Origin of the sequence: Bradyrhizobium sp. (assembly GCF_016213215.1) — a bacterium.
GTDB lineage: Bacteria > Pseudomonadota > Alphaproteobacteria > Rhizobiales > Xanthobacteraceae > Bradyrhizobium.
This window is the reverse complement of sequence record NZ_JACRAW010000014.1, coordinates 32,459-53,995: the sequence shown is the minus strand read 5'-3', so window position 1 is coordinate 53,995 and position 21,537 is coordinate 32,459. Positions and strand designations below refer to the sequence as shown.

Annotated in this window: 29 protein-coding genes and 1 other RNA gene; 9 read left to right on the top strand and 21 right to left on the bottom strand. The window is 64.0% G+C overall.

The features are described from left to right. Positions 1 to 183: AAA family ATPase (locus tag HY852_RS03940; protein ID WP_291602803.1), on the bottom strand; the 183-nt coding region annotated here is incomplete at its 3' end. Positions 184 to 594: 411 nt separating this feature from the next. Between HY852_RS03940 and HY852_RS03935 the strand changes: the two genes are divergently transcribed. Further along, complete coding sequence (locus HY852_RS03935; protein WP_291602802.1) at positions 595 to 1,029, top strand: response regulator; 435 nt, start codon at positions 595 to 597, stop codon at positions 1,027 to 1,029. A gap of 27 nt (positions 1,030 to 1,056) precedes the next feature. Here the strand turns inward: HY852_RS03935 and HY852_RS03930 are convergent, their stop codons facing one another. The 14 genes from HY852_RS03930 to HY852_RS03865 all read right to left on the bottom strand — a co-directional run bounded on the left by HY852_RS03930 (position 1,057) and on the right by HY852_RS03865 (position 9,596). Then, entirely contained in the window at positions 1,057 to 1,515 is a 459-nt protein-coding gene (locus HY852_RS03930; RefSeq protein WP_291602801.1) for a group II truncated hemoglobin, read from the bottom strand. Between the two features lie 155 nt (positions 1,516 to 1,670). After that, a complete protein-coding gene (locus HY852_RS03925; protein ID WP_291602800.1) occupies positions 1,671 to 2,114 on the bottom strand; it encodes a Rieske 2Fe-2S domain-containing protein in 444 nt (147 codons plus the stop codon). Positions 2,115 to 2,136: 22 nt separating this feature from the next. Then, complete coding sequence (locus HY852_RS03920; RefSeq protein ID WP_291602799.1) at positions 2,137 to 3,333, bottom strand: DegT/DnrJ/EryC1/StrS aminotransferase family protein; 1,197 nt, start codon at positions 3,331 to 3,333, stop codon at positions 2,137 to 2,139. Then, positions 3,330 to 3,593 (bottom strand): hypothetical protein, encoded by a 264-nt coding sequence (locus tag HY852_RS03915; RefSeq protein WP_291602798.1) that lies wholly within the window; start codon positions 3,591 to 3,593, stop codon positions 3,330 to 3,332. The genes HY852_RS03920 and HY852_RS03915 overlap by 4 nt, the downstream gene beginning before the upstream one ends. Before the next feature lie 10 nt (positions 3,594 to 3,603). Further along, entirely contained in the window at positions 3,604 to 3,963 is a 360-nt protein-coding gene (locus HY852_RS03910; protein WP_291602797.1) for a DUF3024 domain-containing protein, read from the bottom strand. Positions 3,964 to 3,975: 12 nt separating this feature from the next. Beyond that, a complete protein-coding gene (locus HY852_RS03905; RefSeq protein WP_291602796.1) occupies positions 3,976 to 4,215 on the bottom strand; it encodes a nitrogen fixation protein NifZ in 240 nt (79 codons plus the stop codon). Further along, on the bottom strand, positions 4,212 to 4,532 hold the full coding sequence (locus tag HY852_RS03900; RefSeq protein WP_291602794.1) for a nitrogen fixation protein NifZ: 321 nt from the start codon (positions 4,530 to 4,532) through the stop codon (positions 4,212 to 4,214). Before HY852_RS03900 ends, HY852_RS03905 begins: the two co-directional genes overlap by 4 nt. Before the next feature lie 45 nt (positions 4,533 to 4,577). After that, a complete protein-coding gene (locus HY852_RS03895) occupies positions 4,578 to 4,802 on the bottom strand; it encodes a 4Fe-4S binding protein (RefSeq protein ID WP_291602793.1) in 225 nt (74 codons plus the stop codon). A gap of 19 nt (positions 4,803 to 4,821) precedes the next feature. After that, a complete protein-coding gene (nifB, locus tag HY852_RS03890; RefSeq protein WP_291602792.1) occupies positions 4,822 to 6,384 on the bottom strand; it encodes a nitrogenase cofactor biosynthesis protein NifB in 1,563 nt (520 codons plus the stop codon). A gap of 246 nt (positions 6,385 to 6,630) precedes the next feature. After that, complete coding sequence (locus HY852_RS03885) at positions 6,631 to 7,497, bottom strand: SIR2 family protein (RefSeq protein ID WP_291602791.1); 867 nt, start codon at positions 7,495 to 7,497, stop codon at positions 6,631 to 6,633. After that, positions 7,494 to 7,718: a putative nitrogen fixation protein NifT gene (gene nifT / locus HY852_RS03880; protein ID WP_291602790.1), complete on the bottom strand. Its 225-nt coding sequence runs from the start codon at positions 7,716 to 7,718 to the stop codon at positions 7,494 to 7,496. The genes HY852_RS03885 and nifT overlap by 4 nt, the downstream gene beginning before the upstream one ends. Beyond that, positions 7,715 to 8,923, bottom strand: coding sequence for a cysteine desulfurase NifS (gene nifS / locus HY852_RS03875; RefSeq protein WP_291602789.1), 1,209 nt, complete (start codon positions 8,921 to 8,923; stop codon positions 7,715 to 7,717). Before nifS ends, nifT begins: the two co-directional genes overlap by 4 nt. 13 nt (positions 8,924 to 8,936) lie before the next feature. Next, entirely contained in the window at positions 8,937 to 9,230 is a 294-nt protein-coding gene (locus HY852_RS03870) for a NifU family protein (RefSeq protein WP_291602788.1), read from the bottom strand. A gap of 45 nt (positions 9,231 to 9,275) precedes the next feature. Continuing rightward, the gene (locus HY852_RS03865) at positions 9,276 to 9,596 is read right to left on the bottom strand and encodes an iron-sulfur cluster assembly accessory protein (RefSeq protein WP_291602787.1); all 321 of its coding nucleotides are present in this window, start codon (positions 9,594 to 9,596) and stop codon (positions 9,276 to 9,278) included. A 274-nt stretch (positions 9,597 to 9,870) separates the two neighbouring features. Between HY852_RS03865 and HY852_RS03860 the strand changes: the two genes are divergently transcribed. Beyond that, a complete protein-coding gene (locus tag HY852_RS03860) occupies positions 9,871 to 10,461 on the top strand; it encodes a hypothetical protein (protein WP_291602786.1) in 591 nt (196 codons plus the stop codon). 20 nt (positions 10,462 to 10,481) lie between these two features. On the opposite strand, the gene HY852_RS03855 is transcribed toward HY852_RS03860, so the two are convergent. Then, positions 10,482 to 10,883: a Rieske 2Fe-2S domain-containing protein gene (locus tag HY852_RS03855; protein ID WP_291602785.1), complete on the bottom strand. Its 402-nt coding sequence runs from the start codon at positions 10,881 to 10,883 to the stop codon at positions 10,482 to 10,484. A gap of 249 nt (positions 10,884 to 11,132) precedes the next feature. Between HY852_RS03855 and HY852_RS03850 the strand changes: the two genes are divergently transcribed. Further along, positions 11,133 to 11,480, top strand: coding sequence for a hypothetical protein (locus HY852_RS03850; protein WP_291602784.1), 348 nt, complete (start codon positions 11,133 to 11,135; stop codon positions 11,478 to 11,480). Positions 11,481 to 11,573: 93 nt separating this feature from the next. Then, a complete protein-coding gene (locus HY852_RS03845) occupies positions 11,574 to 12,965 on the top strand; it encodes an MFS transporter (protein ID WP_291602783.1) in 1,392 nt (463 codons plus the stop codon). A gap of 123 nt (positions 12,966 to 13,088) precedes the next feature. On the opposite strand, the gene HY852_RS03840 is transcribed toward HY852_RS03845, so the two are convergent. From HY852_RS03840 to ffs, 5 genes are all read right to left on the bottom strand, one after another. After that, on the bottom strand, positions 13,089 to 13,508 hold the full coding sequence (locus HY852_RS03840; protein ID WP_291602782.1) for a hypothetical protein: 420 nt from the start codon (positions 13,506 to 13,508) through the stop codon (positions 13,089 to 13,091). 25 nt (positions 13,509 to 13,533) lie between these two features. Next, positions 13,534 to 14,136 carry a recombination mediator RecR gene (recR, locus tag HY852_RS03835; RefSeq protein WP_291602780.1) on the bottom strand — a complete coding sequence of 201 codons (603 nt, stop codon included), beginning with the start codon at positions 14,134 to 14,136 and terminating at the stop codon, positions 13,534 to 13,536. Positions 14,137 to 14,141: 5 nt separating this feature from the next. Beyond that, a complete protein-coding gene (locus HY852_RS03830) occupies positions 14,142 to 14,465 on the bottom strand; it encodes a YbaB/EbfC family nucleoid-associated protein (RefSeq protein ID WP_291602779.1) in 324 nt (107 codons plus the stop codon). 20 nt (positions 14,466 to 14,485) lie between these two features. Further along, positions 14,486 to 16,324 carry a DNA polymerase III subunit gamma/tau gene (locus HY852_RS03825; protein WP_291602778.1) on the bottom strand — a complete coding sequence of 613 codons (1,839 nt, stop codon included), beginning with the start codon at positions 16,322 to 16,324 and terminating at the stop codon, positions 14,486 to 14,488. 92 nt (positions 16,325 to 16,416) lie between these two features. Next, positions 16,417 to 16,513: signal recognition particle sRNA small type (gene ffs, locus HY852_RS03820), an RNA gene on the bottom strand. Positions 16,514 to 16,710: 197 nt separating this feature from the next. Between ffs and HY852_RS03815 the strand changes: the two genes are divergently transcribed. The 5 genes from HY852_RS03815 to HY852_RS03795 all read left to right on the top strand — a co-directional run bounded on the left by HY852_RS03815 (position 16,711) and on the right by HY852_RS03795 (position 21,260). Then, complete coding sequence (locus HY852_RS03815; protein ID WP_291602806.1) at positions 16,711 to 17,130, top strand: HIT domain-containing protein; 420 nt, start codon at positions 16,711 to 16,713, stop codon at positions 17,128 to 17,130. 7 nt (positions 17,131 to 17,137) lie between these two features. Next, a complete protein-coding gene (gene nudC / locus HY852_RS03810; protein WP_291602777.1) occupies positions 17,138 to 18,088 on the top strand; it encodes an NAD(+) diphosphatase in 951 nt (316 codons plus the stop codon). An 86-nt stretch (positions 18,089 to 18,174) separates the two neighbouring features. After that, on the top strand, positions 18,175 to 19,137 hold the full coding sequence (locus tag HY852_RS03805; RefSeq protein WP_291602775.1) for a sugar kinase: 963 nt from the start codon (positions 18,175 to 18,177) through the stop codon (positions 19,135 to 19,137). Between the two features lie 70 nt (positions 19,138 to 19,207). Further along, on the top strand, positions 19,208 to 19,714 hold the full coding sequence (locus HY852_RS03800) for an Lrp/AsnC family transcriptional regulator (protein ID WP_291602773.1): 507 nt from the start codon (positions 19,208 to 19,210) through the stop codon (positions 19,712 to 19,714). Positions 19,715 to 19,919: 205 nt separating this feature from the next. Next, positions 19,920 to 21,260 carry an adenylate/guanylate cyclase domain-containing protein gene (locus tag HY852_RS03795; protein WP_291602771.1) on the top strand — a complete coding sequence of 447 codons (1,341 nt, stop codon included), beginning with the start codon at positions 19,920 to 19,922 and terminating at the stop codon, positions 21,258 to 21,260. Positions 21,261 to 21,537: the final 277 nt, after the last annotated feature.

Genomic DNA, 21,537 nt, shown 5'->3' with positions numbered 1-21,537 from the left:
GCTCAGGATCGTGTCCTGCGCCTTGGCGTGCAGGATGAGCCGGGTGGAGTCCGCCTTGGGGTCGCAGCCGACGATCAGGATGCGGTGGCCCATCTCGGCCAGTGCCGCCAGGGTGTTCTGCGACGTCGTCGACTTGCCGATGCCGCCCTTGCCGTAAAACGCGATTTGTCTCAGTGAAGACATGTTGCTCTCCATCAACCGATTGCCAAAGATTTCGCGCGCAAAAGGACGCGCGAGATTTTGCTTCTGTCGCAGAAGCGGGCACACGGGTTACGGGAAGGAGAGCATCGCTCGCCGTCAGCGTAGGCGCGCCCTCAGCCCTCACTCGTAGTTGCTGAGTTCAAATAGCAACCGGCGTGCCACTCGCCGCTGCCAACGCTAAGCCTCTGAGCAAGCTCGAAAAACATGCGATTCCGCCGTCGGCGCCGTCTGTGTCGAACGCGACAGGCCTCAAGGCCCTGTCAGAAACCGGACAAGACGAGCGCGATATTCGCCTCAGGAGGACGGCTTGCGGCGTCGATATCGGCCGCCGTGGAATGGAAATTGCTACCTCCTTTGCGGAGCGTGCCGGACGCGATTTCCTGGGAGAGCAAAATGCAGATCGGCGTCGAGACAGCCAAGGTCATGGACCAGCGTCGCGTCTTCGTGATCGAGGAGGACGAGATCAGCCGGGCCGCGCTGCAGTTCATGCTGCACGATGAAATCGAGACCCACGAGCTCGCCAGCCTGGAGGAGGCCTACACCAAGGGCGTCGATTGGCTGAAGCCCGACGTCGTGCTGCTCGGCGTGTCCTTTGTGAAGGATCACGGCACGGAGCTTGTCGCCGAATTGTCGGGGAATTTCCCCGGGGTGCGCATTCTCATCGTCACCGGCAAGGCCGACGAGGCCATTGCGATCGAAGCCATGAGAGCCGGCGCGCATGGCGCCGTGGTCAAGCCGCTGACAGTGCAGGCCGTGCGCAGGAAGGTCGACACCGTCCTCGGGCGCGCCGCCGCGGCTCCGCTGATCCAGCTCAGCGTCATGCCCTGAGCCGTGATGGTGTGCTGCTCTTGCGGACTAGTGCTGCGCGCCGCCGCCTCCGCAATGGCCCCCGCAGCCGCCATGCGCCGCATCGTGCGGGTTGTCGATCTGATTACGCATCCAGTCGGCGAGACGCGACATTGCGATATCGAGCTCCTGGCGGGCCGCGGCGTCCTTCACCGTCTCGTTCAGCGCACCGCGCATGCAAAGCAGCCAGGCGTCGCGCTCGGCTTCACCGATGGCAACGCCGAAATGCCGCTGTCGCAGGCGGGGATGCCCCCTCTCGACGGAATAGAGCCTGGGGCCGCCGGTCCATTCGCTGAGGTAGCGCTTCAAGATATCCTTGGTCCTGGCAAGGTCGTCCGGATGCATGGCGCGGATGACCTTCGCCTCGGGCAGCGCATCCATTCGCTGATAGAAACTCTCGACCAGCCGATCGATGGCGGAGGCACCGCCGATCCGATCGAACAATGAAATAACCGCCGTTTCGCTCATCCTCTGTCCTGATGCTCAATGTTGTCGCGGGTTTCGCGGGCCGGACGCCCTGGCGTCCAAGCTCGCAGAAGATAGCTTCCGCCGGCGCGCGCGGGCCTTGATCTCGGACAAATCCAGCCCGTGGCGCGCGAAAGTGGTCTCCTGGAAGTCCCGGACTAGTCCGGGTGGATCATGATGTCCATCGTCTCGTCATCATCGTCGTGCATCGGCCAATCGTCCTCGACCAGCCGCACGCCGCACAGGCACAGCTCACCGCCGACCACGACGAGCGCGACCGGCCGCAGGCTGTCGCCCCGGCAGGGCCCGTCGATGCAAAGGCCGCTGTCGATTTCGAAGGTCGCGCCATGCCGGCCGCATTTGAGAAACCCGCGGTCGGGCGTGAAGAAGTCGCCGCCGCCGATGTTGAGCCAGACGCCATCGTGCGGGCAGCTGTTGGCGTAGCCGAAATAGTCATTGTCGTGGGTCCGGATTACCATGATCGGGAACGGCCGGCTCTCGCCGGCCTCGTCGATGCGCGACAGGCTGAAACTCCTGGCGCCGCCGCGTTCGATGTCGGCGGCGGCGCAGATCACAAAGACCTCGATCTCGTCGGATGTCATGCGGCTGCCTCTTCGTCAGCTTTCAGTAGATCGCAGCTCCGGCGCCGACGTTGATCGAGGCGTCCTTCATGGTCTCGACGATGAAGGCGATCTGGTCGTCGGTCAGATGGGTATGGAACGGCAGCGCCACCGCACGGTCGCCGATCTTCTCCGTGACCATGAGATCGCCGCGGCGATAGCCGAGATCCAAATAATGTCGCTGCAGGTGAAGCGGCTGGCTGTAGGCCGTAGCCTCGACCTGCTCGACCCGGAGGTCGTCGGCAATGGCATCGCGGCTGGAGCGGGTGAAGCGGGTGCCGAGATGCACGACGTAGAGGAACCAATTCACCTCGGTCACGTCAGGGGCGATGTAGGGCGGCTTGATGCCCTCGAACGACTGCACGTGGCGCAGGTAGAGCTGCTCCACCAGCCCGCGGCGCTCGATGATTTCGTCGATGCGGTTGAGCTGGGCGAGCCCGAGCGCCGCCGAGACGTCGCTGATCTGCGCCTGATAGGGCGCGGCGGCGCTGACAACGACGGAACCGCGTTCGCTCAGGCGATGCGAGCGGTGGCGGCGCAATGCCACCGCAATGTCGATATCGTCGGTCACGACCATGCCGCCCTCGCCGCAGGTGAGCAGCGAAGGCTGGGAAAAATCGAAGACGGCAAGGTCGCCGAAGCTGCCGACGAGCTTTCCCTTGTATCGCGAGCCGATGGCTTCGGTGGAATCCTCGATCAGCGGCAGTTGATGCCGTTCCGCGATCGCGCGCAGCTCCGACCATGCGGCGGGATGGCCGTTGTTGTTGCAGGCGACAATCGCGCGCGTCTTCGCCGTGATGCGCTCTTCGACCTTTTGCGGCGCCAGCGTCCCCGACCAGTAGTCGATATCGGCGAAGACCGGACGCGCGCCGGCGAGGCTGATCGCGTGCGCCGTCTCGCGGAACGAATAGGACGAGGCGATCACCTCATCGCCCGGGACGATGCCGTAAGCCTTGAGCGCGACCAGGAGGCCGATCGTGCCGCTCGGCACCGCGACTGCATATTTGCGGCCGAGCCAGGCGGCGAAGGCGGCTTCGAACGCTTCCGCGACCGGCCCGTTCGAGAGGCGCGGCGAACGGAGCACAGCTTCTACCGCCTCGATCTCCACCATGGTGACATCGGGATCGGACAGCGGAATGAACGATTCGCTGCTCCGAACCGGCGTCTCGCGACCATCACAGGCGACGGCAGGGTCGATCATGGCGTCCGCCGCGCGAGCACGAGGCCGGTCGCCCGAGCCAGGTCCGCCGTGATCTGCGCGCAATGCCCGCTGCTGTCGAGGAGATGAAGGTCGAATTCGCGAAAGCTGCGAAACGGCACCTCCGTCACGTCGGAGGCGTCGCAGCGGATCCAGGAAAGATGCGGAAACTTCCTGCGCAATTCGACATAGGCCTGCGATGGCGCATCGGGCGCCGAGAGCACATTTTCGATTTCGTCCAATTCGTTCGCAGCCAGCGCCATCGTGAAATCCCTATTGCCAGAACACCCGCCTCGGATCGGCGTTCAATTCTTCCGTCAGCTCGGCCAGCCGATGATGCATCGAGTACAGCTCCCACGCGTTTGTCGTGTGATCCTTGCGGAACAGCTGCCAGGTGCAGCTCGATCGATCATGATGCAGCAGCGCGATGTCGATGACGCCGCCGTCGGCGTCGATGTTGCGCGAGCAGCACGGGCTCTGGATGCGATAGCCGTCGGCAACGGCGACCACGTCCGGCAGCACGTAGCGGTAGCGCCGCCGCGACTGAAGCGCGCGCTCGATGCGCCGGCGGTCGAGCTCGTTGGGATGCGCAGGCAAGGGAGACACCAACTTTCCGAGAGCTGCAGCGGTCATCGGCGCATTCCCCTAGATCGGGCTGATCTCGTCCTCGAGGCAGCCGATCACAAACCTTTGGCCGAACTCGACGAGGTAGATCGGCAGGTTGGCCTCGGCATGCCGTCCGACGTTGACGATCTCGCCGATGCCGCCGACGCCGATCAAAAGGGCTTCGGCCGGCGCCCCGGGATACGATCCATCGTTGCGCAGGTCGACCAGCGCCTTCACGCGCTGGCCCCATTGGTATTTCGGCAGCCTCGGCTCGATCATGCGACTGTTCCTTCCGGCAAAGGCAGGTCTTCGAGGTCCTCGCGGGGAACGGCGAGCTCGAGCTCCTTGCGCTTCATTCCGACGCGATTGCCGCTGTCCAGGAACTCGACGCCGTAGATGTAGAACTGCTGCAGGAAGGTGCCGATCGAAACGACATAGCCGATCTCGCCTTTTCTCGCGAGAACGTCCCCGATCTCCCTGCCGGCATAGGTGCCGTCGTTGCGGACCGTACGCCGGGCGCGCACCTTCTCGCCATAATTGAAAACCGGCGGATCGTTCAGCTCGACGACGTCGCTGTCACGAACGATATTGCTCATGCCGAAGTCTCCAGCCCATACATCGTGAAGATCATCCCTCCCTCCTCACGCGGGCGCCTGGTAGCGCGGCAGCGAGGCGTCGATGACGCAGGTGTTGTCGACCGGACAGACCGCGACGCATTGCGGCTCGTCGAAATGGCCGATGCATTCGGTGCACTTCTTCGCATCGATCACGAAGGTGCCGCCCTTCTCCGAGATCGCAACATTCGGGCATTCCGGCTCGCAGGCCGAGCAGCTGGTGCATTGGGACGCTATGATCTTGAACGGCATCGCTCTCTCCCGGCTCCGCTCAGGCTGCCGTAATCAACGCGCCCTGGCGGATCGCGGCGTCGCCGCGCTCGACGTGCTGGATCTCGCCGGCATTTATCTTGCCGAGATAGGCCTTGAACCAGGCGATCGCCGACTTCTCGATGAACTCGTGGGCGAATTGATCGATCGGCTCGATTCCGGCCTTGGTCAGATCTGCCTTCGGGCAGCCGCCGATCTTGGCCACGAACACGGCATGGCAGTCGTTGATGGCGCGGATGACGGTCTCGAGCCCGCCCTCCTCGCCATAACCGCCCTGGCAGTACATATCGACGCGGCGATGCCCGATGAATTTCGCGCCCGCGGTCGACAGCTCGTAGATCTGGAACTCCTTGGCGTGGCCGAAATGCTCGTTGATCAGGCCCGAGCCCTTGGTCGCGACCGCCACCAGCACCTTGATGTCGCTCGCAGCTCCGGCGAGCTCCGCGAGCTCGTCCTGCCGGGCGGCGACCTTGGCGACGCGCTCCTCCTCGACCTTGGCCTGATAGGCCTGGCGCGTATCGAGGTCGTACTCGACCTCCATCGCCATGATCTTTTCGGTGGTGAACTCCGCGCTGCGGTCCTCGCCGAGCAGGCCGACCGCGTCGGCGCGGCACTGGCGGCAGTGCCGCATCATGTTCATCTCGCCTTCGCAGGCGTCCTGCAACGACTTCAATTCCTGTGCGGTCGGGCCGCGCTGGCCGCTCAGTCCGAACACCGTGCCGTGCTCCGGGGAAGAGATCAGCGGCATGATGTTGTGCAGGAAGGCGCCGCGCGACTTCACCGCCTTGTTGACCTCGACCAGGTGCTGATCGTTGACCCCGGGGATCATCACCGAATTGACCTTGCACAGGATGCCGCGCTCGGTGAGCATTTCGAGCCCCCTGAGCTGACGCTCGGTGAGGATCTTGGCGGCTTCCACGCCCGTGTAGCGCTTGTGGTTGTAGAAGATCCAGGGATAGATCTTGGCGCCGATCTCCGGATCAACCATGTTGATGGTGATCGTCACGTGGTCGACCTTGAACCTGGAGATGGTGTCGACGTGATCGGGCAGCGTAAGCCCGTTGGTCGACAGGCACAGCTTGATGTCGGGCGCGGCCTTGCTGACGAGGTCGAACGTCTTGAAGGTCTTTTCCGGATTGGCGAGCGGATCGCCGGGACCGGCGATGCCAAGCACGGTCATCTGCGGGATGGTGGAGGCGACCGCCACCACCTTTTTGGCTGCCTGCTCCGGCGTCAGTCTCTCGCTGACGACGCCCGGGCGCGATTCATTGGCGCAGTCGTATTTGCGATTGCAGTAGTTGCACTGGATGTTGCAGGCCGGCGCGACCGCGACATGCATGCGGGCGTAGTGGTGGTGCGCTTCCTCGCTGTAGCAGGGATGGTTCTTGACCTTCTCCCAGATCTCGGCCGGAAGGTCGCCCTGCCCCGCCGCCGAGCCGCAAGCAGCCTTGCCTTTGCCGCTCGTGGTGCCGCAGCCCTTGTGTTCGGCGATCACCTGCATGATCTCGCCGATCTCGGCAACGTTGCCGCCCGTGCTTGCACCGTGTTGCGCTGACGCGTCCATGCCCAGTTCTCCCTGCAGGCGAACAGGTCTCCCGGAGCCCGACTTCCGAGAAGCCCACGCAGGAGGGATTAGCAACTCGCATGCCATGGCCGCGCAGGCCGGCTTTCCTGCTTTGTCTCAATGATTTAGCGGGGCTGGGGCGAATGTCGCGTTGCCAACATGAAGAAAGGCTTCGGGTGCGCGCTGTTGCAAACATGACAGGGGTCGCGCAGCTGTACTCCCTGCAAGCGGGGGTGAGGTGAAAGCTCAGCCCGCGATCAGGATCTCCGCCGCACGCGCCAGCGGAATGGCCAGCGGGGTGATGCCCTGCTCGACCAGGAAGCGCAGCTCGTTCCGGGACAGCGCGTCGGGCTCGACGGTCGCATAATGGATGTCCGTCGACCGTTTCGACACCTGGCGCGCATAAATGCGCAGCAGCTGGTCGTTGAAGCGGCAGCCGAGGAACAGGAAATTGCGTCCGGTCCGCCGCTCCTTCACCTCTTCGGGGATCGGCGTCTGGATGTCGATCTCGGTCAGCACCTCGACATAGTCGGCATCCGAGATCAGGAAGTTCTTGGCCGGCACGATGCTGCCGTGCGGCTTGTAAAGAATGGTGGCCCAGCCTTTCGCCTGGGTGCGGTCAGCTTCCCGGCCGGCGACGTCATAGAACCGGTACCAGCGGTCTTCGCCGATGCCGGCGCGGGTGATGCCCTGGATCTCGCCCCAGTCGCTGCGGTCTGACAGTGCGGCACGTATCGCGCCATCATACCAGCTGTCGACGATGAGCGGCAGCGGCAGCGCGGCGAGATGATGGTGCAACGGCGTCGGCTCGACTGGTGACGCAAACGCGTCAGCCATCAGCGCCGTCACCGTCGCGCGGTGGCGCGTGCTTTCGATATGCTGCGCCGCGGCCCAGGCATTGCCCTTGGCCCGGCGCGGCAGTGCGACCTTGGCGCCGAAGAAGGCCGCGAGCGCCTCGAAATTCATTGGCACGCCCGGCTTTGCGAGTTCGGTGACACCGGTCCCAAGATAGGGAATGACACGGCCTTCGCGCAGGCGCGCGCCGACATCACGGAGGATCGCCTCGGCGTCGGCCGGACCTGCGAAATCGATGCTCGGGACCGCGGCGTTCATCGCTCCCCGCCGTCTTCGCCGCGCTTCCTGGCATTGATGGTGATCGGAAGCGCGGTATCGGCCGCCATCTCCGGCAGATCGAGCACCCAGCCGTTGGCGATCTTGATCCAGCCGCCCCACAGCGTCTCGTGCTGGAATTCCACGATCGGCTCCTCGAGATCCTTCTTCGGTACGTAGATCGACAGCCCCATCTCCGGAGAGCGGCGTATCATGACTTTCATAGGATCATCTCCGTGGATCGAGAGGCGTTGGTTGGCATAACGCTCGCGCGCTCCTGCCACGAAGGTGACAATGCTTTCAGCCTCTGAAGAATTTCCGGCAGCACCTGCAGGACGTGATCGATTTCCCCGACCGTGTTGTCTCGCGACAGCGAGAAGCGGATCGCGCCGCGCAGCCAGGCTCCCGGCACGTTCATCGCCCGCAGCACATGGGAAGGCTGCATCGAACCCGACGCGCAGGCCGAGCCCAGGGAGGCGGCGATACCGGCGCGGTTCAGATGGTGCAGGATCGCTTCGCCTTCGAGATGCTCGAAGGCGATATTCGAGGTGTTGGGCAACCGGCTCCCGGTATCGCCCAGCACCATGCAGTGACCGAGCCGCAGGATCCCCGCTTCCAGCCGGTCGCGCAGCGCGCCGATCCGGCTCCGCTCCCGGTCAAGCTGCGCGGCGGCGATCTCGGCCGCCTCGCCCAGTCCGACAATGCCGGGGACGTTCTCGGTGCCGGCGCGACGGCGTCGCTCCTGCGGCCCGCCGAAGATCAGCGGCTTGAACTCAATGCCCTTGCGCACATAGAGCGCACCGGTCCCCTTCGGTCCATGCAGCTTGTGTCCGGAGAGCGACAGCATGTCGATCTCGGTATTCTTGAGCTCGACCGGCACCTTGCCGGCCGCCTGCACGGCATCGGTGTGAAACATCGCGCCGACTGAATGGGCCATCTGGGCCAGCAATTCGACCGGAAACAGCGTGCCGGTCTCGTTGTTGGCCGACATGACCGAGGCGATCGCGGTGCGCGGCGAAAGCGCGCGCCGATAAGCCTCGATGTCGAGCCGTCCGTACGCATCGACAGGGACGACATGGGTCTTGACGCCGCGGCCGGCGAGTTCCTCGACCAGCGACAGGATCGCCGGATGCTCGACCGCAGTGGTGACGATGTCGTAGCGACCTTCCTGCACCGCGAGCGCCGACAGGATGGCTGTATTATCGGATTCGGTGCCCCCCGAGGTGAAGACGATCTCGGAGTCGGAGGCGGCACCGAGCAGCGCTGTCAGCTGCTTGCGCGCCTGCTTTACCGCGCCGGCGACCTCGCCGCCGAAGGCATGGGAGGAGGAAGCGTTGCCGAACTGCTCGGTGAAGAACGGCAGCATGGCGGCGACGACTCGGGGATCCGTGCGCGTCGTCGCGTTGTTGTCGAGGTAGATCGGCCGCACGAAACCGCCTCTTTCAATGCCGGGGCTTTGCCGCTCCGGCGACCGGGATCAGGCGAACGAACTCGCCGAGCCGCTCGATGAGTTTTCCCTGGATTCCTTCCAGTGTCGCGCTGGCGAGCTTGCACAACACGCAGGCACCGGTGAGCTTGACCATGATCTTGTTGCCGTCGATCTCGATCAACTCGCAATCACCCCCGTCACGCTTGAGATGGGGCCTTACCTCGTCGAGCACGGCGCGGACGATCTGCTCGCGATTGGTCGGCTCTGGGGCTGGCGCTTGCTTCAGGTGTTCGGATTCGACCAGCATGGTTGCTCTCTCTCTCCAAGGTCGCGGATCAATTCTGTTGTTGGACTAGCTGAACGACTTGCCGCAGGAGCAGCTCGATTTCGCGTTCGGGTTGTCGAAGGTGAAACCCGATCCTTCCAGCGCGACCACGAAGTCGATGGTGGTTCCGGCGAGGTGCTCGTGGCTCTTGTTGTCGACGAACACCTTGACGCCCTCGTGCTCGATCACGGTGTCGTCGGGCTTGGCCTCTTCGGCGAGACCCATCATGTATTTGAATCCGGCGCAGCCGCCCGTTTCGACCATGATCCGCAAGCCGGCTGCCGGTTGCGCCGACGAGGCGATCGCGCTCTTCACCGCGTTCACGGCGCTGTCCGTCAGGTTGATCATCGCTTGACCCCTCATTGCCTGGGTTCGCTGAGAGGCAAATTGGCAAGTCCCGTGCCAGCCGACACACAGCTGATAATGCTGGCCTTTCTCGCTTACTGCCTGTTGCCTTCGCGACGCGTGTCGGGTTTCCGACAAAGCTGCTCGCTGCGCAACGCCGGCTCGATGCGCGGTCGGTGCAAAAACGCAGTGTTTTCATCATTTGCTGCATGGTTGGGCGCTGCGGCAAACAACTTGCATAGCCCTCCTCGAGCACAGCGGACGAGGAGTGCATTTCATGACATCAATCGAGAAGACGCCCCTTGGGCGGCTGGATCACGAGGGACGGCTTTTCAATGCAGTCTTGAAGGGCGGCACGACCAAGCCGGGCCGCTTCGGCTTTCGCGGCGACATCGCGCTGAAATTCCAGACCCAGCTCGCGGACGAAAAGCGCCCGCCGGAATATTCCATCGAACAGGTCCTCACCGTCGCGCAGGAAGGCGACGACACCATTCCGGTGCTAGCCGGCTATCTGCATTCGTTCGCCTGGCTCGGCGATGTCGCAAAGGTGCTGCACGGTGCGCTGAGTCCGCAGGGCAGCTATTTCATGTTCTGCAACAACATCGACCTGTTGGCGAAATACCGCACCAGGATCGGCGACATCACCTTCCGCATTCTGCCTTGCGACGAATCCACGGTGTGGAAGGAAATGATGGATCTGGCCGGCGTCGACAAGAACGACGTCAAGAAGCTCAATACGGCCGGAAAGCTCGATTACCTGCTCGATGCCGCCAAGGACATCGACGCGTCATATGAGGAGATCAGCTTTGAAGAAGGCCTGGCGCGGATGGAGCCGGTGAGGAATCGCAACGAGAACCGGCCGGTTTGAGTCCCGCCTCATTCGACGCGTCATGGGGCTTCATCAGAGGCCTCGTCGTCCTCGACGAGCGTCACTCCGGTGACGCAGATGTCACCGTCGAGCACCGCAAGTGCGATCGGCGTGAGCCCCTTCCCCCTGCAGGGACCCTCGACACAGGTGCCGGCGCCGAGCTCGAAGGTCGAACCGTGCTTGCCGCACATCAGGCGGGTGCCGTTCGCGTCGAGGAACTGGTCGCGTTCCCAATCGAGATTCACCCCGTGATGCGGGCACTTGTTGACGTAGCCGAAGACCTGCCTGCCCCATCGCACAATGACGATCGGCCACGGCTGCGGCGCGCCGTCCTCGCCGACGATCAGGAGGTGAAAGCCGCGCGCGCGCTGGCTCGGAATATCGCTGAAACGACAGATCGCATAGGCGGTACTCTGTTCCATGCTGCCCTCCTTCACGACAGGTCGACGCCAGCCTTGCAAGAATCGCGCAAGCACGCGCGAGCGGACTCTTTAGTCGCCTGCCCGGTTCCACATCCTTGTGCGGAATCCGGCAGCGCTGTGGCAACGTCGCCATGCGGTCATTGATGGAAGCAAACCGCGCAACCTCATCCATCGTTCACTGGGATCGGAGCGCGCGAGCCATGTGGCACGGAATTTGATGGACTTCAGCGAACACACATGGAGAGCGACATGAACAGGGCATCCAAATTCGCCGGCTGTGCAGTGGACCAGGCGAAAATGACCTTGGCCGAAGTCCTGCACGGGCCAAACGCGGCCCTGAACGAGCCGGCGCCCATGAGCCTCGTTTGCGGCGGCGAGAGGTTCGAGTTGCTGGCATCTCCCGATCGGACCGCGTTCGTGCTGCGTTCGAAGCGCGACTTCTATGTGGCCCATCTTGAAGGCGAGGAGGCCGCGCGCTTTGTCGCCGACTACCAGGCGATCCACCGGCAATATCCGGCCTGGCAAGCCGACCAGACCCTGTCGCAACTCTGGGACCAGGGCGGATACATGTGGTTTGCGGCCCAGAACGCTGACTGATCCCCGCGACGCCGGGCGAGGTTCGAGCGCCATCCGCACTGAACGGCCCCGGCAACCTCTTCGCCGGTGTCCAGAATCTGCTAACAGGTCAGGATGACCGCACCTCAGGCCACTCCTGGAACAATCGCATCGGCCGCCACGTCGGTCCCATCGACCCAAGCTCCTGCGCCGAACTGGCGCGAGAGCCTCGCCGTGTACCTGAAAAAGCGAGTCCTGATCGTCCTGCTCCTCGGTTTTTCCTCGGGCCTGCCGCTGGCGCTGTCGGGTTCAACCCTCTTGGTCTGGATGCGGGAATCCGGCGTCGACCTCGGCACCATCGGGCTGTTCGCGCTGGTCGGCACGCCCTATACGCTGAAGTTCCTGTGGGCGCCGCTGGTCGATGCGCTGCATGTGCCGGCCTTCACGCGCGTGTTCGGCCGCCGCCGCGGCTGGCTGTTGTTCGCGCAACTGCTTCTGATCATCTCGATCCTGCTGCTCGCCCTGACCGACCCGGCCCGCTCGCCGTTCTTCGTGGCGCTGGGGGCGCTGCTCGTGGCGACGACGTCCTCAACCCAGGACATCGTGGTCGATGCTTTCCGCGTCGAGAGCCTGCCCGAGAGCGAGCAGGCCGCCGGCATGGCCTCCTATGTCGCGGCCTATCGCATCGGCATGCTGGTCTCGACCGCCGGCGCGCTGTTCATTGTCTCCGGCTTCGAGAGCACCGGCCTTCCGCGCCCCTCCGCCTGGATGTGGGGCTATGTCGTCATGGCCGCGCTGGTGCTGATCGGGACGGTCACGGCGCTCGTTGCCACCGAGCCCGAGCAATCGGCACGCGCGGAAGCTGCGGCGGCCACGGAGACCGCGCTGAAGCGGATTGTCCATGCCGCGGTCGGCGCGTTTTCCGAGTTCCTGTCCCGCCAGGATGCCCTTGCCGCGCTCGCCTTCGTCGTGTTGTTCAAGTTCACCGACGCGTTCTCCGGCACCATGACCGCGCCGTTCGTGATCGACCTCGGCTTTTCCCGCAACGACTATGCCGCGATCGTCAAGGGCGTTGGCCTTGCCGCCACGCTCATCGGCGGCTTTGCCGGCGGCTACGTCGCCCGCCGCTATTCGCTTGCCGCGAGCTTGTGGTTCGGCGGCGTGGTGCAGGCGCTCGCCAACCTTTCCTTCTCGTGGCTGGCGCTGGTCGGCGTCAACCAATGGGCGCTCGCCTTTGCGATCTGCGCGGAGAACTTCACCAGCGCCATCGGCACCGTGATCTTCGTCGCCTATCTCTCGGCGCTGTGCCGGAACCCGCTGCACACCGCGACCCAATATGCCCTGCTCACGGCGCTGGCGGCCGTCGGGCGCACCTATCTTTCATCGGGCGCGGGCTATGTGGCGAAGGCCACGGGGTGGCCGCTGTTCTTCGTGATCTGCGTCCTCGTCGCAGTCCCCAGCCTGATCCTCCTTGCCTGGCTGCAGCGGCGCGGGCATTTCGAGGCGCTGGGACCGGTGAAGGTTTAGGGCTTTCGCGTCGTCACCCGCGCAAGCGACGTAGGATGGGCAAAGGCGCGACATCGCCGCGCCCACTATCGATCAAGGTGGTGGGGCGCGCTTCGCTATGCCCACTGCATCTCTCACCCGCTGTTATTTCGTCACCAGGCTCCATTTGGTGATCACAGCCTCGCTCATCTGGCCGGGATCGACGGCGCAACTGACCTCGTCGACCTTCACCGAGATCTGCTTACCGACCAGCGATTTGAGCTGGGTGGCCTGGGCGTCATTGGAGGTGACGAGCTGGAAGGTTTCGGGACCGGTCTCGAGATTGCAGAGCCCGCTCGGCGGCGGCAGACGGCGCGGCTCGCTGGTGAGCTGGAAGGTGGGGACGCCCTTCTTGGCACGGCGCAGCTTTAGAGCATTGAGTTCGCCCGAGAGCACCTCGCCCATCTTGATCGGCTTGCCGGGTTTTGACGGGCTCTCCGCCTGCTGGGCGGATACTGCAGACACGGCAACCGCCGCCATAGCCACGGCCAGAGTCAGCCGTTTGCCGAATGGTCGTTTCGTCATGTGATCCATTTCCGTAACTACTAGGCTAGAACAGCGTCCGCTGCCGCATCGCGGCCGAGAGCGTGCCTTCGTCGAGATAATCGAGCTCACCGCCGACCGGCACGCCATGGGCAAGACGCGTCACCTTGACGTTCGCGTCCTGCAGAAGGTCGGTGATGTAATGCGCCGTGGTCTGACCGTCCACCGTCGCATTCAGCGCAAGGATGATTTCGTTTACCTGCGGATCGTGCGCGCGCGCAACCAGCGCGTCGATGGTAAGATCCTGCGGACCGATGCCGTCGAGCGGCGACAGCGTCGCGCCCAACACGTGATAGCGGCCATTGGTCGCATTCGCCCTTTCCAGGGCCCACAGGTCGGCGACATCGGCAACCACGACAATGATCGACGGATCGCGCCGTGCGTCGGTGCAGACGGTGCAGGGGTTTTGCGTATCGATGTTGCCGCAGGTCTTGCACACCTGCACCCTGTCCAGCGCGACCTGCAGCGCCGCCGATAGCGGCGCCATCAGCGCCTCGCGCTTCTTGATCAGGTGCAGCGCCGCGCGCCGGGCCGAGCGCGGCCCGAGCCCCGGCAGCCGCGCCAGGAGCTGGATCAGGCGTTCGATTTCTGGACCGGCAACCGCAGGCATGGGTGCTAGCCGAGGCCAAACAATCCCGGCGGCAGGCCGAGCCCGCCGGTCAGCGCCTGCATCTTCTCCTGCATGGCGCTTTCGGCCTTGCGGCGCGCATCAGCATGCGCGGTGACCAGAAGATCCTCCAGAACCTCGCGCTCTTCCGGCTTCATCAGTGAGGGATCGATCTGGACACCCTTCACTTCCATCTTGGCGGTCATCCGTACCGCGACCAGCCCACCGCCGGAGATGCCCTCGACCTCGACATTGCCGAGTTCCTCCTGCATCGCCTGCATCTTGGACTGCAGCTGCGCCGCCTGCTTCATCATGCCGAGAAAATCGGCCATCCGTGCTTTCCTTGCCTTTGCTACAGATCGTCGCCGTCAGAACCGTCGGCCAGATCCTCGCTGCCATACTCCGCGTTAATAGTGGATTCTGGCGGCTCGGGGGCAATCCTGCGCACCTCGATCACCTTCGCGCCAGGGAAGCGGGAAAGTACCTCCCGGACGCGCGGATCGGCTTCCGCAGTGCGCTCGCGCTCCTGCCTGGCCACCTGGTTCTGCGAGCGCAGGGTCGGCTCGCCGGCATCGTTGGATACCACCACGGTCCAGCGCCGGCCGGTCCACTGTTCGAGCTTGCGGCCAAGATCGGTGATCAGCGTCTTCGGGGCGTTGGGCTCGAGTGCGATTTCCAGCCGGCCATCCTCGAACCGCACCAGGCGGACGTCGCCCTCCAGCGCGCCCTTGGTCAGAAGATCGCGCTTTTCGCCGGCAAGGGCCACGAGCTGGCGAAAGCTGGTGATCCGCAGCGCGGGCGCGGCTTGGGTATCCGGCGCAGGCGCCGTCATTTGCGGGCGTGCGCCGCCCTCAAACCTTGGCCCCGGCGAGGTCGGCGCGCGAACTGCGGCGGGGGCTGCGGACGCTACCGGAGAAGCGGCCGCGCTGCGCGGCGCAGCGCTTGTGCTCGTGACCTGCGAGGCGCCGCCGCCCTGCTCCAGCATCCTGATCGCTTCGTCCGGCGTCGGCAGGTCGGCGACATAGGCGATGCGGACCAGCACCATTTCGGCGGCGGCCGCCGGGCGGGTCGCGCCTTGCGCCTCGGTGATGCCCTTGAGCAACATCTGCCACATCCGCGACAAGACGCGCATCGAGATCTTGCTGGCGAAATCGCGCGCGCGCAGCCGTTCGGTCTCGCCGAAAGCGACATTGCCCGCCGTTGCCGGCACGATCTTGACGCGGGTGACGAAGTTGACGAATTCGGCGAGATCCGACAGCACCACGATCGGGTCGGCACCGGTGTCGTACTGGTCGCGAAACTCCTTGAACGCGGCGGCGATATCGCCACGGACCAGCGCATCGAACAGCTCGATCACCCGCGTACGATCGGCAAGGCCCAGCATCTGCCTGACCTCGTCCGCACGCACCGTTCCAGCCGCATGCGCAATCGCCTGGTCGAGCAGCGACAGTGAATCACGCACCGAGCCCTCGGCGGCACGCGCGATGATGCCGAGCGCCTCCGGCTCGATCTCCACGTTTTCCTTGGCCGCGATATTGGAAAGATGCCTCATCAGGACATCGGCCTCGACACGGCGCAGGTCGAAACGCTGGCAGCGCGACAGAACCGTGACCGGAACCTTGCGGATCTCGGTGGTAGCGAACACGAACTTGGCGTGCTCCGGCGGCTCTTCCAGCGTCTTGAGGAACGCATTGAAGGCCGCCGTCGACAGCATGTGCACTTCGTCGATGATGTAGACCTTGTAGCGGGCGCTGGTCGGTGCGTAACGCACGCTGTCGTTGATCTGGCGCACGTCGTCGACGCCGGTGTGCGAGGCGGCATCCATCTCCAGGACATCGATGTGCCGGCTTTCCATGATCGCCTGGCAATGCACGCCGAGCTTCGGCATGTGAATAGTCGGCCCTGTCACCGAGCCGTCCGGCAATTCGTAGTTGAGCGCGCGGGCAAGGATGCGCGCGGTGGTGGTCTTTCCGACGCCGCGCACGCCGGTCAGGATCCAGGCCTGCGGGATTCGCCCGGTTTCGAACGCGTTGGAAACGGTCCGGACCACGGCGTCCTGGCCGATCAGGTCCTCGAAGCTGGAGGGGCGGTACTTGCGGGCCAGAACCCGATACGGCTTGCTCGCCTCGGGCGGGGCGCCAGTCTGGCTGGCGCCGTCGGGCCGGGAAGAAGGGGCGCCAGCGTCGGTCATCGGTCAATCCGCAATGAAATGTCTCTCGGCCGGCTTTGCGGAAAGGAGCGCCGCACGGTAATCACCGCCCGCGCGATACGCTCGAAAAACAGGTAGGAGACTGACGAGCGACCCGATCCGGACCTCGTTAGGGCTGCTTCCTTCCGGACCTGACCCGGTTGGCGAGTGGCTCGTCCACCGCCAATCTCCCGGCCTCTATTTGGGGCCAAAAGGGCCGGAAAGCAAGCGGGGTATCCCCGGTGATACCCCAGGGGGAGATGGTCACCGGGGCCGGTGGCGAACCGGATCATCCGCTTTCGCGGATGGTAACGCCTTGGTATGAAGCCAGGACCGTGCCCACAGAAGCACTCAAGAAGCCCGAAAGCATCGGGTATTTGGGAACTCTCATGCCCGATCCCGCCTGGTCCCTCCATTCCCAGCTCCAAAAAGACACCATCGATATCGGCGACCTGCCGCTGTGCCGGGTCCTGGTCATCAAGGATGCCCACTATCCCTGGCTCCTCCTGGTCCCGCGCCGCCCCGACGTGGTGGAAATCATCGATCTTCAGGAAGTCGAGCAGGCGCAATTGATGACGGAGATTTCCCGCGTCTCGCGAGCGCTGAAGGAAATCACCAAATGCGACAAGCTCAACATCGCGGCGCTGGGCAACCTCGTGCCGCAACTTCACGTGCACGTCATCGCGCGCCGCACCAGTGACGCGGCCTGGCCGCGACCGGTCTGGGGCGTGATGCCGCCGCTGCCCCATGACGCCGAAGAGGTGCAGAACTTCATCGGCGCGCTTCGCCGCAAGATCTGGTTGGGTTGAAAGAACAATGTCAGCATTCGATGCCTTTCCGCTGGGGCAGCCGGCCTTCATCAGCAACATCCTCGACCGGGCGGCGCACCTGCGCTCCAACGACGAAAAGCTGTTCGCGCTGGAGAGCAAGCCCTCCTCGCGCGCCTATGTCGTGCACCGCGATTCGCTCCTCGTGAGGCGCGAAGACGATGGAGTGCGCGCGCTTCTGACCATCGACGAAGCGCTGAAATTCGGGGCCAATCCCGGTACCATTTTCCTGGGCTTGCGCGACGGGGCCGCCGTGTTCGGCATGGGCATTTCGCAAGGCGCGGTCGAACAGCTCGTGGGACGCGACGACGTTACGGTCACGGAACTGCGCGGGATGGCCATGCAGGGCGTGCTGCCGCCGGAGCAGCTCTCGGCCATCGCGATGGCGAAATCGCTGGTCACCTGGCATCAGCGCCACGGCTATTGCGCCAATTGCGGAACGCGTACCGGGATGAAGGAAGGCGGCTGGCGGCGCGACTGCCCGAGTTGCAAGGCCGAGCATTTTCCGCGCACCGACCCGGTCGTGATCATGCTGGTGACCTCAGGCGAGAAATGCCTGCTGGGACGGCAAAAGCAATTCCCCCCGGGCATGTATTCGTGCCTCGCCGGCTTTGTCGAAGCCGCCGAAACCATCGAGGATGCGGCACGCCGTGAGATCTTCGAGGAATCCGGCATCCGCTGCACGGACGTCGCCTATTACATGACCCAGCCCTGGCCCTATCCTTCATCGCTGATGATCGGCTGCACCGCACGCGCCCTGAACGAAGACATCGTCGTCGACCGCGCTGAGCTGGAAGACGCACGCTGGTTCGATCGCGACGAAGTGCGTCTGATGATCACGCGCAAGCATCCGAATGGACTCGCCGGGCCGCACCCCTTTGCCATCGCCCATCACCTGGTGGGGCGCTGGTTGCATGGAGCGGATAGCGGCGGCGCATAGCGAGCACAGGAACTGCCGATGCCCTGCGTGATTAAATCGCCTGACCGGCTCTGCGCGGGGGCGCAACCGGCATGACGGATCCCGGCATGGACTTTCACACCGCCGCGCCGAAAATTGCGCCGCGTATTCTTTGCATCGGCATGCCGGTGAGGGACCTGACGTTTCGCGTCACCGGTGTGCCCGCGCGCGGCTCGAAGGAGAACGCGACCCATTTCGGGGAAATCTGCGGGGGCAACGCGCTCAATGCCGCGATCGCCATCGTGCGGCTCGGCGGCCGCGCGGCGATCTGCGGACCGATGGGGGATTCCCGCGAGACCGCGAGCCGGTACATTTTCGACCGGATGGCGCATGAAGGCGTCGAGACCGCGCACATCGTGCATATGCCGAATGTCGTGACGCCCATCTCCGCCATCATGATCGACCCGACCGGCGAGCGTACCATCGTCACGTTCCGCGATCCCGAATTGTGGAAGGTGCAGCTCCCGGACGCGGACGAACTGCTGAACGATTGTCACGCGATCCTGACCGAAAGCCGCTGCGCCGAATTCTGCACCGACCTCTGCGCCGAGGCGCGCCGGCGCGGCATTCCCGTGATCGTCGACGCCGATCGCGCGATGTCGCTGCGCGAGGGGCTACTGACGGTATCCTCCCATCTGGTCTTCTCCAGCGAGCCGTTGCAGGAGACCGCCGGCGTTGCCGACGACGGCGAAGCGCTGAAGAAGGTCGCGCGGCTGACGCCGGCCTTTCTCGCCGGCACGCGCGGCCCACGGGGCACCATCTGGCTGGACGAGCAGGGGAAATTGCAGGAAACGCCGGCCTTCCCGGTCCACACCGTGGACACGCTCGGCGCCGGGGACGTGTTTCATGGCGCCTTTGCCTTGGCCATCACGGAGCGGCAGGAACTGCGCGAGGCATTGCGGTTCGGTTCCGCGGCCGCCGCCCTCAAATGCACCCGCTTCGGCGGCGCCTTCGCCGCCCCGCAACGTGCTGAAGTCGAAACACTTTTGCGCCAGGACCGGGTTTCGCACCCGGCGCGGCCGCCCGGCTAATGGGCTTGCCTTAGAAGATTTTTCTATATATGAGGGAAATAAACCCACATAATGGAATTAAGTTCTTCAAATGAGCGATGCAGCGATCCAGATCCACGAACCCCGGCGCCTTGATGCCATTGATCGCAAGATCCTGATGGTACTGCAGGAGGATGCCTCGCTCTCGGTCGCCGAGATCGGCGACCGGGTGGGGCTGTCTTCCACCCCCTGCTGGAAGCGCATCCAGCGCCTGGAGGCCGACGGGGTCATTACCAAGCGGGTCGCGCTCGTCGACCAGAACAAGATCGGGCTCGGCATTACCGTGTTCGTGTCGGTGGAAAGCAGCGATCATTCGGAAGCCTGGCTGAAGAAGTTCGCCGAGGCGGTCAGCGCCATGCCCGAGGTGATGGAGTTCTATCGCATGGCCGGCGATGTCGACTACATGCTGCGCGTCGTGGTCGCGGACATGCCGAGCTACGACGTGTTCTACAAAAAGCTGATCAGCGCGGTGCCGCTGAAGAACGTGACGTCGCGCTTTGCGATGGAGAAGATCAAGTCGATCACCACGCTGCCGATTCCGGCGGTGGTGGCGGCTTGAACTGAGGGCGTGTACTCATAAATCGGAGAGCCACGGATCTGGGCGTCTTGATTTCGACAACGGCGCGAAAGCGGACGTCGTTGGAGATCCGCTTCGTGGGCATCGGCTCATGCATCAGGAAAGCCGTGCTGACGCATTGATCCGCCGCCACGGACTTGCGGAATACGCCGTAGGGCGAGAACGACGCAGTTGAGGGTGCCAGGCCATGGTCCCTACAATCCACTACGCAAAAAGCGGCGACGTTCACATCGCGTATCAGGTCGTTGGTGAAGGGCCCATCGACCTGGTGCTTATTCATGGCTGGATCTCTCATCTCGAGTATCAGTGGGAGGATCCCGCACTGGCTCGGTTCCTCAACCGTCTGGCCTCTTTCAGTCGACTGATCGTCTTTGACAAGCGCGGCACGGGCCTGTCTGACCGCGTTGCGGAGAGCGCGCTGCCGACCCTCGAACAGCGGATGGACGACATCCGTGCGGTCATGGACGCGGCGGGTTCAAATCGCGCCGTCATCTTCGGCATCTCTGAGGGCGGGCCGCTTTCTACGTTGTTTGCCGCGACCTATCCGGCGCGAACCGCTGCGCTGATCATGTATGGCGCTTACGCCAAGTGGATTCGCGCCGACGACTATCCTTGGGCCCCCACACGTGAGGAGCACGAAGCGGCTTTCAAGGCATTCGAAAAGCATTGGGGAACGCCAATCGGTCTCAAGACCCTGGCCCCCAGTGTCGCCAATGACGAACGAATGCGCCAATGGTTTGCGCATCACATGCGCGTATCCGCCAGCCCTGGCGCCGGCGTCACGCTCTACCGGATGAATGTCGAGGTTGACATCCGTGCCATACTTCCGACGATCAGGGTGCCCACTTTGATTCTCCACCGCAGTGGCGATCGATTACAGCCCTGCCAAGGTGCTCGCTACATGGCCGGGCAGATCCCGGGCGCAAAGTTCGTCGAGCTCCCTGGCGATGATCACATTCCCTGGATCGGCAACGCCGATCTGCTGCTGGCGGAGATCCAGGAGTTTCTGACTGGCGAACCTCCCGTACTAGAGGCGGACCGTGTCCTCGCAACCGTCCTGTTCGTCGATATTGTCCAGTCAACCCAGCGCGCCATGGCGATCGGGGACTCGCGCTGGCGCGACTTAGTCGAAAACTATCAGCAGCAAGTCGCCAAGGAGGTCGCGCGTCTCGGCGGCCGCGTAGTCAACACCGCCGGCGATGGCGTCTTTGCAATGTTTGACGGTCCGGCACGCGCGATCAAATGCGCCCGCGCGGTCAGGGATGTGGTTGGCACGTTGGGATTGGCGATCCGCTGCGGTATTCACACCGGCGAGTGCGCCATCGAAGGCAACGACGTGGCTGGCATCGCTGTTCACATCGGTGCCCGCGTAGCAGCCCGCGCTGACCCCGGGGAGATTCTTCTCTCCAGCACCGTGAAGGACCTGATTGCCGGATCGAGAGTGGAATGCTCGGATCGAGGTTCTCACGTCCTCAAGGGCGTCCCCGGCCGGTGGCGGCTTTTCGCTGTCAAACAAGGTGCCCCTTAAGTGCTGCTTGCGGGAAAAACATCTGCTTTGGGGTCGAGAGCGCCGGTTTGAAAGCCGACCAGTCACGTCCGGCCCACCCCGACGAGCAGACCCTTTCCAAGCCAGAGCGGACTTCGCGTTAGCCAAGCAGCGCGTTCATTGTTTACGATCCGGTGAGTCGTATCCGGTGTAATTTTACGCATTGGGAGACCGCCATGGGGATAAAGCACCGTACCGCCGCGCCCACGGCAGCTCTTGCTCTCGGGCTCTTCTTCATGCCGCAGGTTTCCACCGCCAT